This window comes from Kitasatospora sp. MBT63, from assembly GCF_000710465.2.
Classification (GTDB): Bacteria; Actinomycetota; Actinomycetes; order Streptomycetales; family Streptomycetaceae; genus Kitasatospora.
Map to the genome: position 1 here is coordinate 3,432 of NZ_JAIZ01000739.1, position 10,501 is coordinate 13,932.

Sequence of the window (10,501 nt, forward strand, 5' to 3'; positions counted from 1 at the left end):
TGCTGGCGGGCGGCATCGGCGTGACGGCGCTCGCGCTGCGCCGCCGCCGTACCGGCACCGCCGCGGGCGCCGCGGTCTGACCCCCGGTCACCCCGCACCCGCACCCGCACCGCCCCGACGCCCTGCCGGCCCGCCGCCTCGCGGTGGCAGCCCGGCAGGGCGTTGCGGGGTTCACCACCCGTGGCTCCACCCACCAGAAAGGCCCGCCCGATGGACCGTCCGCCCCCGCAGCGCACCGGCCGGCTGCTGCGATTCGGCCTGGCCGCGACGGCGCTCGGCGCCCTCGTGCTCTACAACTCGGTCGACGCCACGCCCGCCGGGTCCTCCGTCGCCGCGCCGGCCGTCGCCGCCCCCGCCGTCGCAGCGCCGCCCACCACGGCCGCGGCCAAGCCGCCCGCCAAGCGCGGACCCGTCCTGCCCCGCTCCTCCCCCACCCGGGTGCGGATCCCCCAGCTGATGGTCGACGCCCCGACCACCGAGCTGACCCTCAACGCCACCGGCCAGCTGAACGCGCCGCCGGTCGACGACAAGAATCTGGTCGGCTGGTACCGCGACGGCGCCTCCCCCGGCGAGCCGGGCGCCGCGGTGCTGGCCGGGCACGTGGACACCAGGACCGGGCCGGCGGTGTTCCTGATGCTGCGGGTGCTGCTGCCCGGCAACAAGATCGAGGTGACCCGGGCCGACAAGAAGGTCGCCGTCTTCACCGTCGACAGCGTGGAGACCTTCGAGAAGGACGCCTTCCCCGACAAGCGGGTGTACGCGGACACCCCGGACGCCCAGCTCCGGCTGATCACCTGCGGCGGTTCGTACGACCGCACCAAGAAGGACTACACCTCGAACGTGGTGGTCTTCGCCCACCTCGAGTCGGTCCGGTAGCCGGACCCCGCCGGGCCCTGGGCAGCGGGCGCGCCGCGGCGGACACTGGAGGGACCAGGACGTCTCCCCGGGAGGAACTCGTGGCCGTCGACGCTCCCCCGCCCGGTGCCATCCCCGCGGCCGGCCTGTTCGGGCCCGCCTCGGTGTCCTGGCGGCTGCACGCGGACCCGGTGATGGGCCTGGCCGGGCTGCGGGCCCTGCTGCTGCAGGCCCTGCACCCGCTCGCGATGGCGGGCGTGGCGCAGCACTCGGCGTTCCGCGAGGACCCGTGGGGGCGGCTCGCCCGTACCGCCTCGTTCGTCGGCGTGACCACGTACGGCACCGGGGAGCAGGTGCGCGAGGCCGTCGAGCGGGTCCGCCGGGTGCACCGGCACGTCCGCGGGACCGACCCGGTGACCGGGGCACGCTACCGGGCCGACGACCCGGAGCTGCTGGTGTGGGTGCACTGCTGCGAGGTCGACTCCTTCCTCGGCGTGGCGCGCCGGGCCGGTCTGGGCCTGCCGCCCGACGAGGCCGACCGCTACCTCGCCGAGCAGGCCCGGATCCCCCGGCTGCTCGGGGTGGGGCCGGGCCACCCGGTGCCGGAGACCCGCGAGCAGCTGGCCGGGTACTTCACCGAGGTCCGCGGCCGGCTGCGGGCCACCCCGGCCGCCCGCTCGGCGGCCCGGCTGGTGCTCGCCCCGCCGATGCCCGGCTGGGCCGCGTGGGCCACCCCGGCCCGCCCGGCCTGGTCGGCCGTGGCCGGGCTCTCCTTCGCGCTGCTCCCCGGCTGGGCCCGGCGGATGTACGGGTGGCCCGGCTGGCAGCTCACCGACGCCGTGGCCACCGTCGAGGCACGGGCGCTGCGCACGGTCCTGCTCCCGGTGCCGGCGGCGCTGCGCGAGGGCCCGCACCTGCGGGCGGCCCGGGCGCGGCTCGCCGAGAGGTGATGCCCGGGGCCGGTGATCATTTCGGTCGTTGCCGCACTCGCCCGCGCAAAGCGGATATAACGCCTGTTCAGAGGGGGTGCGCCGGAGAAAATGAGGCGGCCGGATGATCGCGGACGAAGGTAGGCTTCCCCTCGGCCCGTCACCCCGCCGATCTCATCGGCCGGGGCACGGTGACGTGCCGTCAATCACTTCGCGTATGCGCGTATGGGGGAACAGTGAACAAGCACAGCATCCGGCGGATCGGCGTAGGGGTCGCCGCCGCCGTGGCACTCGCGACCGCCGTGGCCGCTCCGGCCCAGGCCTTCGTGCCCGGCCCGATCGGTGTGGTCTACGCCGGCCCCGAGTTCCAGCTGAGCATCAACACCGACGGGGGCAACCCGGCGCACACCACGCGCCACGCGGACGGCACCTGGGCCGCCTGGGACTCCGTCCCCGACATGTACTACAACCCGGGCGCGACCTCGTCGCTGACCCAGGCCGAGTCGGGCACCGGCAAGACCTTCCTGGCCGCCGAGGGCTCGGCGATCCAGTTCCTGATCCGCGACTCGGCCACCGGCCAGTGGACCTCGCCGTCCGGGACCGCCGCGCCGATCCCGGACGAGGTGCCGATCGAGCACTCGGGCAACACCCCGGCCACCGCCCGGATCACCAAGCTGGTCGGCTCGGTCGTCATGGGGGGCGAGTTCCACCTCTTCGGCCAGCGCGGCCCGTCCGCGCTGTACGAGGTGGTCCGGCACTCCGACGGGACCTGGGGCGCCTGGCAGGAGCTGTACGTCCCCGGCCAGATCGGTGAGATCAAGGAGCTGTCGGTGGCCTCCACCGACGGCGCCGGCATCCAGCTGGTCGCGGTCGCCGGCGGCAGGCTCTGGCACGCCAACCGCGCCGACGCCGGCTCCGCGTTCGCCGCCTGGGGCGACGTGTTCGCCAACTCCTCCAACCCGGGGACCGCCGAGCACGTCGCGGTGGCCGCGGTCAAGGGCGAGCTGCAGGTCGTCGTCACCGGCAACAACGGCACCGGGATCTACCACGCGATCCGCCGGGCGACCGGCTCGTGGACGGTGTTCGGCGACGTCAAGGCCGCCACCAAGGCCTCGCTCGGCACCATCGCGGGCGTCGGGGTGGCCGACACCGACCGCCTCTCGGGCAACGACGCCCTCCAGGTCGTCGTGGTCGACACTGCGGGCCACCTGCGCCACACCGTGCGCAACTCCGCCGGGTCCTGGACCACCTTCGGTGACGTCGACGCCGTCATCCCGAACAGCCACCTCGGCACGGCGGTCTCGGTCGCCGGCGCCGGCCAGTAACACCACCGCAGCACCGCTGCACCGACGGGCCCCGGCCGATCCGCGCCGGGGCCCGTCCGCGTGCGGTGCGCTCAGCGCGGGGCCTGCAGCGCGAGCAGCCGGTCCAGCAGGGTGCGGTAGTCGCGCAGGGCGAGCCGCAGGCGTTCGGTGTCGCCCGCGGTGTCGCCGTCGGACGGGTCGGTGGCGACGCGCAGCTCGCCGCGCTGCTCGGTGATGGCCTCGGTGACCATCCCGGCCGCTTTGCCGACCAGCTTGTCGGCCGCCCGGACGGCCTGCCCGGGGTCGTCGACGAACCCGCTCTGCACGGCCCGCCACTCGGCGGTGAGGCGTTCCACCCGTTCCGGCTCCAGCCAGCCGCCCGGCCGTCCGGTGGGGTCCGGCTCGCCCGGCAGCACGGCGCGCAGCGTACGGGTGGGGCGGTCGCCGCCCTGGGAAGGCGACTGCGGCCGGGGCTCCGGCGGGGAGGCCCGGTGCGGCTCGCCGGGCTCGGCCTGGCGGGGGACGGTGGTGCGGGCGGCGGGGCCCGGCTGCTGGGCTTCGTTGTGCGGCATGGCGGTGGTCCTCTCCTTCTCCCGACGGCGGGTCAGCTGGTGCGCGGGGCCGGGGCCTTGTGCAGGGCGGCCGGACGGCCCGCGGCAGCCGGGGCGGCCTGCCGGTCGGCCAGGACCCGCAGGGTCAGGTCGCGGACGGCGAGCAGGGCGTGGCGCAGTTCCTCGGTGCCGACCTGCACGGCCTGGGCGCGCTCCAGCGTCCCGAGCGCGGTGCGGTAGGCCGGCAGGGCGGTGGCGTGGTGCACGGACAGTGCCTCGGTACGGCCCTGCGCGGGGTAGCCCAGCCGGTCGAGCAGGCCGGTGAGCTGCCGTTCGGCGTCGCCGGCGGCCCGCCCGGGGTCGTCGACGAACTGCTCCTGGACCTCGGCGAGGCGCCGCCGGACGTTCTCCTGCTCGGCCGGGCCGAGCGGGCGCAGCTGCAGCGCGCGGTCGTCGCGGATCCGGGCGGTCAGCTCCCGTTCGGCGCCGCGGACGTCGTCCCCGTGGCCGCGCAGGGCCCGCTCGTACTCCGGGCCGAACCGTGCCCGCAGCTGCCGGGTCCTGATCCGCGGCAGTGCGACGGCGAGCCCGGCGGCCAGTACCGCCAGCACGGCGACTATCACGATCAGCCAGGCCATGCGAACCCCTCCTGAAGGACGCGTCGGCCGGACGGGATGCCCGGCCCGGGGCTCGTCTCACCCGTGCCCGGGCTCGTAAACCAGGGCGCGGCGGATCGGTCGGGCGTCTCTCGGCGGTGGCCGGACAGCGGTAGGTTCGGAGGCGGGCAGACCGGTCGCCCGCGCGGTGCACGCCGTCGCGGCGGCCGACGTGACAGACCGGGCGCGCCACGAGCGCGCCGGCGGACGAAGGGTGTCTGGCGGATGGTTCAGCAGGTACAGGCAGTGGTCGCGCTGGAGAAGGGTGCGGCGGTGCGGGTGGAGACCGTCAAGGTCCCCGACCCCGGGCCGGGCGAGGCCCTGGTCCAGGTGCAGGCGTGCGGTGTCTGCCACACCGACCTGCACTACCGGGAGGGCGGGATCAACGACGAGTTCCCGTTCCTGCTGGGGCACGAGGCGGCGGGTGTCGTGGAGGCGGTCGGCCCGGGGGTGACCGAGGTGGCGCCCGGGGACTTCGTCATCCTCAACTGGCGCGCGGTGTGCGGACAGTGCCGTGCCTGTCGGCGCGGCCGACCGTGGTACTGCTTCAACACGCACAACGCGGTGCAGAAGATGACGCTCACCGACGGGACGCCGCTGTCCCCCGCGCTGGGCATCGGCGCGTTCGCGGAGAAGACCCTGGTGGCGGCCGGGCAGTGCACCAAGGTCGACCCGAAGGCGGCGCCCGCGGTCGCGGGTCTGCTGGGCTGCGGGGTGATGGCCGGGCTCGGCGCGGCGCTCAACACGGGGGCAGTGGGCCGCGGCGACACGGTCGCCGTGATCGGCTGCGGCGGCGTGGGCAGCGCCGCCGTCCTGGGTGCCCGGCTGGCGGGCGCGGCCCGGATCATCGCGGTCGACCTGGACGACCGCAAGCTGGCCGGGGCCACCGGCCTCGGCGCCACCCACACCGTCAACTCCGGCTCCACCGACGCCGTCGAGGCGATCAGGGAGCTCACCGGGGGCCACGGCGCGGACGTGGTGATCGACGCGGTGGGACGGCCGGAGACCTACCGGCAGGCGTTCTACGCCCGCGACCTGGCGGGCACGGTGGTGCTGGTCGGTGTGCCGACGCCCGAGATGAAGCTGGAGCTGCCGCTGCTGGACGTGTTCGGGCGCGGCGGTGCGCTGAAGTCCTCCTGGTACGGCGACTGCCTGCCCAGCCGGGACTTCCCGGTCTTCATCGACCTCTACCTCCAGGGCCGCCTCGACCTGGAGGCGTTCGTCAGCGAGACGATCCCGCTGACCGGGGTGGAGGACGCCTTCGCCCGGATGCACGAGGGCGAGGTCCTGCGTTCGGTGGTGGTGTTCTGATGGCGGGCACCGCGGGCGCCCGGATCGAGCGGGTGGTCACCTCCGGCACCTTCGAGCTGGACGGCGGCAGCTGGGAGGTGGACAACAACGTCTGGGTGGTCGGCGACGACCGGGAGGCGCTGGTGATCGACCCGGCGCACGACGCCGCGGCCATCGCGGCCGTGGTCGGCGACCGCCGGGTGACGGCGATCGTCTGCACCCACGCCCACAACGACCACATCGACGCTGGCCCGGCGCTGGCCGCGCTGACCGGCGCGCCGGTCCTGCTGCACCCGGACGACCTCCCGCTGTGGAAGCAGACCCACCCGGACCGCGACCCGGACGGGCCGCTGGCCGACGGGCAGCAGCTCGAGGTGGCGGGCGTCGCGCTGACGGTGCTGCACACCCCCGGGCACGCGCCCGGCGCGGTCTGCCTGTACGCGCCGCAGCTCGGGACGGTCTTCACCGGCGACACCCTGTTCGCGGGCGGGCCCGGTGCCACCGGGCGGTCGTTCTCGGACTTCCCGACCATCGTCCGGTCGATCAGCGGCCGGCTGCTGACCCTCCCGCCGCAGACCGTGGTGCGCACCGGGCACGGTGACGACACCACCATCGGCGCCGAGGCACCGCAGCTCGACGAGTGGATCCGCCGGGGCCGCTGAGCGGCCCGCGGATATCGCTTGGACCTCCCGTGGCCTGCTCTGTTACCGTCCCAGGGCCGGCCGCGGGACTCCGGCGCGACTTCCGGAACCTGCCTCTACCGCAATGATTCGCAGTTCGCGCCCCCACTCCCCGGCCGGTATCCGAAGCAGCCCGTGAGAGGGGTCCGGTGGACACGTACGGCGACCTGGTCGCGGCCGAGGACGTGCTGCTGTTCGTGAACGCGGCGATCACCTCCACCGGCCAGCGGGAGTTCCACTCCGACGCCGCCGAGCAGCGCCTGTCGCTCGACTTCCTGCACGCCTACATCCTCGGCAACTACCGCGAGCTGTACGCGGCGACGCTGGCCCTGGAGATCAACGACCACAACGCCGTGCTGATCGTGCGGCGCCTGCTGGAGAGTTCCGCCGAGGCGAGCGCGGAGCAGCGCCGCACCGAGGGCCGGCTGATCGCCCGGCGGCTGGCGCTGCTGCCGCCGCAGCGGGTGTACGGGCTGTTCGGCGCGCTGCGCCGGGCGAAGGTGAACAACCGCCGCACCCGGGCGGTCATCCGGGACTGGATCGCGGCCCGGCCGGACCCGGCGCTCGATGCGGTGAAGTACCGCGGCGCGCTGAAGCAGGCCGTCCGGCATGCCCATCTTGCGCCCGCCGCAACGGAGTTGGGCGGCTTCCTGTTCACGCCGGGCCGGGCCGCCCGGTACGCGACGCCGATCCTGGAGAGCTGGCGGCGGGCGCACTACCAGCGCTCCGCGCTGTTCGAGCTGCCGTACACCGTCGCGGAGGGCTTCGCGGCCCGGCAGGGCGTGCCGCGGGCCGAGTTCCTGGAGCGGATCGCGCCGCGGATGACCCGGCTGGAGCAGTTGCGGCTGCAGGAGTCGGCGGGGCGGCTCGGCGCGGGCGCGGTCCGGGCGGACCTCGGGCGGATGCCGCTGACCCGGCTGGCCTCGTACGTGCTGGCGCTGCCGGTGGCGGACCGGGTGGCCCGGCGGGCCGAGCTCACCGGGGCGCTGCGGACGGCGGCGTTGCGGGCTGCGGGCGGGCAGCGCGGCCGCTGGGGGCGGGTCGCGGCGGTGCTGGACGACAGCTTCTCCACGGACGGTTCCGGGGCCAAGCGCCGCCGTCCGCTGGCGGTGGCGCTGGCCTGTCACCACCTGCTGGAGGCGCTGGCGGCCGACTACACCGGGCTGTGGACCTCCGGGCGGACGGATCCGCTGCTGGCCCGCCCGTCCGGTCCGACGCCGCTGGGACTGCGGATCCTGGACGCGCTGGACACCGCGCCCGAGCGGCTGCTGATCGTCTCCGACGGCTGGGACAACGCACCGCCCGGCCTGGCCGGCGAGGTGCTGCGGATCTGGCGGACCCGGCTGGACCCGGACCGCCGCACCGCCGTGGTGCACCTGAACCCGGTGTACGACGCGGACGGGTTCGACGTGCGGCGGCTGGCGGCGGGTGTGCCGACGGCCGGGCTGCGGGACGCGGAGGACCTGCCGGCGCTGGTGGAGTTCGCCCGCTTCGCCGAGGGCCGCACCGGCCTGGCCGAGCTGCGGGACCATCTGGCCGCCGCCACCGGGCGGTTCCTGGCCGCCCCGGACGCGCGGGAGGCGCGATGAGCACGCTCGACCTGACCGGGCTGACGGCCCGGCCGTCCCAGGTGTGGGGCGCCGTGCGGCTGGTGCCGCTGGTGCGCGGCGAACCCGTCGAGGGTCTGCGGCTGCACCGGCTGGTGGGTCCGGCCGACGCCGAACTGGGCTACGTGCCGCACGGGTTCGTCGCCGACTGGGCGCAGGACGGCACGCCCGCGGCGGCGTACGGCACCCAGCTGGCGGCGGGCGGCGCGCTGCCGGAACGGATGCCGCTGCGGATCTCCGGCCGGACGGGCGGCCGCCGGACCAGGCTGCGCTTCCTGCCGCAGCAACTCGCGGTGGACGGGTACCTGGCCAGGCACGCCGGCGGGCCGCCGATCGTGTGGGAGCAGTGGTCGCAGCGGGCCGTCCGGCACGGTCTGCCGCCGCGCGCCGAGGAGGCGTACCAGGGCTCGGAGGTGCGCGGGCTGGCCGACGCGCTGCGGGTGTTCGAGCTGCATCCGGGCCAGTGCGGGCTGGTGGTGTACGTCGCGGACGCGCTCGCGGGTGCCTTCGTGGTGCCGCATCCGGAGGACTACCGGGTGCTGCACCCCACGCTGGTGCTGGACCTGTACGGCGAGCTGATCCACCACTACGCGACGTACATGGCGCCGGTGCCGGAGTTCCGGGCGCGGATCCCGGGCGCGGGGATCCGTTCGCTGGCCGATCTGCGGGCGGCGGCGCGGCGGCAGGAGAGCGACTGGGCCGAGTTCCACGGCTCGGTGCTCGCCGGCGGGCTGCTCGGTCCCGAGCACGTGGTCCGGACGCTGTACCGGATGGGCCGGTTCACGCTGGCCCGGCTGGTGCCGCCGTTCGCGCCCAAGCAGGAGAACCACCTCGGGGAGGCGATCCTGGACGGGGCCGGCCGGATCGCCTACCTGAAGACCTTCCGGCTGTCGGAGAGCCAGGTCCGCCGCGGCCACCTGCTCGACCGGCTCGCCGCGCACGACTGGCACCTGGGCGACACCGCGGCGGAACTCGGGCTCAGCGAAGCACAGTTGGGTCTGCGGCTGGAGTCCGCGGGGTTCGGGTCGATGCTGCGGCAGGACGTGCTGGACGGCTACCGTTCGGGGCGCGGCTGAGGTTGCCGGCCGCCGGTCGCGGCGGCCAGGCAGCGTGAGCAGACCCGGAGCAGGACGTTCAGCAGGACGAAGCCGACCGCCACCACGGTGGTCCGCAGCCCGCTGCCCAGCACGCTCGCGCCCTGCACGAACGAGCAGACGATCCCCGCCAGCGCCAGGCCTTGCAGGATCAGGCCCCACAGCAGCATCAGCAGGTTGGACGCGAGCGTGCCGACCAGTACCGGCCGGCTGTACGGGAACGAGCGGTAGCCGACCGCGGTGGTCAGCGCCAGCACCAGGCTGACCAGCGCGGCGACGCCGAGCAGGGTGCTCTGCGGGCCGCCCTGCAGCAGGAAGCCCAGCAGGACGGCGCCGAGCGCCGCCGCCATCGCCCCGTAGGAGCAGGTGACGGCGAGGAACTGCGCCGGGCTGCCGGGGACGGGGAAGGCGGGTTCGGTCATGACGGCCTCCGGACCGGTGCACTCGCAACTCGCTGCGCGGACGGCGGGCCGCGGCTCCGACACCGGGCCCGCCGCCCTTCACGCTAGCTTCCAGCCAACGAAGTTGACGGAACATCAGCTAATTTCGTCGACCGCCCCGGATCAGCAGGACTTGAACACGTAGCCGGAGCGGCCGGCCGGGCGGACGTCGCGGTCCCGCTGCACCACGGACAGCGTGCTGCCGAACGCCTTGCAGGTCTTGGCGAAGTCGGCGGCGTTGTACTCGATCACGAACACCCGGTTGCCGTACGCGGAGGCGAAGGCGCCGCACTCGTCGTAGTGGCCGCACTCCTCGGAGACCGCGAAGTCGAAGCCGATGCTCCGGCCGCGGTCGATCAGGTCGGTGGTGTTCTTCTGGCCGATCGCCAGCCCGTCGGCGTGCGCCCGGGCGGCCAGCAGCTGGGCGAAGGCGGCGTTGTGGGACTTGTCGAGGCGGCCGCCGGAGCGCTCGTAGGAGTCCAGGTTGTCGGGCTCGACGGCCTGGTAGCCTTTGGCCGCGCACTCGTCGATCCAGCCGCCCACCACCCCGGCCAGCTCGGTGCGCCTGGCCGCGGTGGACACGTCGAGCAGGGCCTCGCCCCAGTCCTCGTCCATCACCGGGCTGCCCTGGCCGTCGCGCAGCAGCAGCGCCGGGTGGTTGGCCTGCCACCAGGCGGTGGCGTCGGGCTGCGCCTGGAAGGCGTTCAGGTAGCAGACGTTGTACAGCCCGGGGACCGGCGGCGCGGTGTGGTCGCGGGAGACCGCGCCGACGCCGGCGGGCGGCTGGTAGGGGCCGCCGATCTGATAGTCGAAGCCGGTGTCGGGGGTCGGCAGGACGACCTTCCCGGTGCCCGTGGGCGTCGCCCCGGCCGCGACGGAGGGGGAGGCGGACGGGACCGCAGGGGTGGCCGGAGCCGGGGCGGCCTGGGTGCTGGCGGTCGGGACGGTGGCCGCCGAGGACGGGCGGTGTCCGGCGTGGGCGGGCCGGGGGGTGGGGCGGCCGGGGCGCTGGCCGGCCGAGGCGTCGGAGAACGCGAATCCGGCGCCGCAGGCGGCGACCACCCCCACGGCGAGGGCGGCCAGCTGGGCCTTGCG

11 protein-coding genes are annotated in these 10,501 nt (G+C 75.3%); 7 read left to right on the forward strand and 4 right to left on the reverse strand.

The features are described 5' to 3' along the window. Nucleotides 1-210 precede the first annotated feature (210 nt). The 3 genes from AA75_RS38300 (at nucleotide 211) to AA75_RS38310 (ending at nucleotide 3,109) form a co-directional block, all read left to right on the forward strand. Nucleotides 211-876: a class F sortase gene (locus tag AA75_RS38300; RefSeq protein WP_033825062.1), complete on the forward strand. Its 666-nt coding sequence runs from the start codon at nucleotides 211-213 to the stop codon at nucleotides 874-876. A gap of 80 nt (nucleotides 877-956) precedes the next feature. Further along, nucleotides 957-1,805 (forward strand): oxygenase MpaB family protein, encoded by an 849-nt coding sequence (locus AA75_RS38305; protein WP_051814134.1) that lies wholly within the window; start codon nucleotides 957-959, stop codon nucleotides 1,803-1,805. Between the two features lie 215 nt (nucleotides 1,806-2,020). Next, nucleotides 2,021-3,109 carry a hypothetical protein gene (locus AA75_RS38310; protein WP_033825063.1) on the forward strand — a complete coding sequence of 363 codons (1,089 nt, stop codon included), beginning with the start codon at nucleotides 2,021-2,023 and terminating at the stop codon, nucleotides 3,107-3,109. 71 nt (nucleotides 3,110-3,180) lie between these two features. On the opposite strand, the gene AA75_RS48590 is transcribed toward AA75_RS38310, so the two are convergent. Together AA75_RS48590 and AA75_RS38320 are read right to left on the reverse strand one after the other, a co-directional pair. After that, entirely contained in the window at nucleotides 3,181-3,660 is a 480-nt protein-coding gene (locus AA75_RS48590; protein ID WP_051814135.1) for a hypothetical protein, read from the reverse strand. A gap of 32 nt (nucleotides 3,661-3,692) precedes the next feature. Further along, complete coding sequence (locus AA75_RS38320; RefSeq protein WP_051814136.1) at nucleotides 3,693-4,277, reverse strand: hypothetical protein; 585 nt, start codon at nucleotides 4,275-4,277, stop codon at nucleotides 3,693-3,695. A gap of 243 nt (nucleotides 4,278-4,520) precedes the next feature. Here AA75_RS38320 and AA75_RS38325 point away from each other — a divergent pair, with 243 nt between their 5' ends. From AA75_RS38325 to AA75_RS38340, 4 genes are all read left to right on the forward strand, one after another. Further along, complete coding sequence (locus tag AA75_RS38325; RefSeq protein ID WP_033825064.1) at nucleotides 4,521-5,606, forward strand: S-(hydroxymethyl)mycothiol dehydrogenase; 1,086 nt, start codon at nucleotides 4,521-4,523, stop codon at nucleotides 5,604-5,606. Continuing rightward, nucleotides 5,606-6,247: an MBL fold metallo-hydrolase gene (locus tag AA75_RS38330; RefSeq protein WP_033825065.1), complete on the forward strand. Its 642-nt coding sequence runs from the start codon at nucleotides 5,606-5,608 to the stop codon at nucleotides 6,245-6,247. The genes AA75_RS38325 and AA75_RS38330 overlap by 1 nt, the downstream gene beginning before the upstream one ends. 167 nt (nucleotides 6,248-6,414) lie before the next feature. Then, the gene (locus AA75_RS38335; RefSeq protein ID WP_033825066.1) at nucleotides 6,415-7,854 is read left to right on the forward strand and encodes a hypothetical protein; all 1,440 of its coding nucleotides are present in this window, start codon (nucleotides 6,415-6,417) and stop codon (nucleotides 7,852-7,854) included. Beyond that, nucleotides 7,851-8,948: a hypothetical protein gene (locus AA75_RS38340; RefSeq protein WP_033825067.1), complete on the forward strand. Its 1,098-nt coding sequence runs from the start codon at nucleotides 7,851-7,853 to the stop codon at nucleotides 8,946-8,948. Before AA75_RS38335 ends, AA75_RS38340 begins: the two co-directional genes overlap by 4 nt. Here AA75_RS38340 and AA75_RS38345 read toward each other — a convergent pair. Together AA75_RS38345 and AA75_RS38350 are read right to left on the reverse strand one after the other, a co-directional pair. Then, the gene (locus AA75_RS38345; RefSeq protein ID WP_033825068.1) at nucleotides 8,927-9,388 is read right to left on the reverse strand and encodes a hypothetical protein; all 462 of its coding nucleotides are present in this window, start codon (nucleotides 9,386-9,388) and stop codon (nucleotides 8,927-8,929) included. The two genes, AA75_RS38340 and AA75_RS38345, sit on opposite strands and share 22 nt — an antisense overlap. A 141-nt stretch (nucleotides 9,389-9,529) precedes the next feature. Further along, nucleotides 9,530-10,474 (reverse strand): endo alpha-1,4 polygalactosaminidase, encoded by a 945-nt coding sequence (locus AA75_RS38350; protein ID WP_233289370.1) that lies wholly within the window; start codon nucleotides 10,472-10,474, stop codon nucleotides 9,530-9,532. Between the last annotated feature and the right edge of the window lie 27 nt (nucleotides 10,475-10,501).

Excerpts from the sequence above, each read along its gene's own strand:
- AA75_RS38300 (WP_033825062.1), top strand. The coding sequence starts at position 211 with ATGGACCGTCCGCCCCCGCAGCGCACCGGCCGGCTGCTGCGATTCGGC.
- AA75_RS48590 (WP_051814135.1), bottom strand. The coding sequence starts at position 3,660 with ATGCCGCACAACGAAGCCCAGCAGCCGGGCCCCGCCGCCCGCACCACC.
- AA75_RS38320 (WP_051814136.1), bottom strand. The coding sequence starts at position 4,277 with ATGGCCTGGCTGATCGTGATAGTCGCCGTGCTGGCGGTACTGGCCGCC.
- AA75_RS38325 (WP_033825064.1), top strand. The coding sequence starts at position 4,521 with ATGGTTCAGCAGGTACAGGCAGTGGTCGCGCTGGAGAAGGGTGCGGCG.
- AA75_RS38330 (WP_033825065.1), top strand. The coding sequence starts at position 5,606 with ATGGCGGGCACCGCGGGCGCCCGGATCGAGCGGGTGGTCACCTCCGGC.
- AA75_RS38340 (WP_033825067.1), top strand. The coding sequence starts at position 7,851 with ATGAGCACGCTCGACCTGACCGGGCTGACGGCCCGGCCGTCCCAGGTG.
- AA75_RS38345 (WP_033825068.1), bottom strand. The coding sequence starts at position 9,388 with ATGACCGAACCCGCCTTCCCCGTCCCCGGCAGCCCGGCGCAGTTCCTC.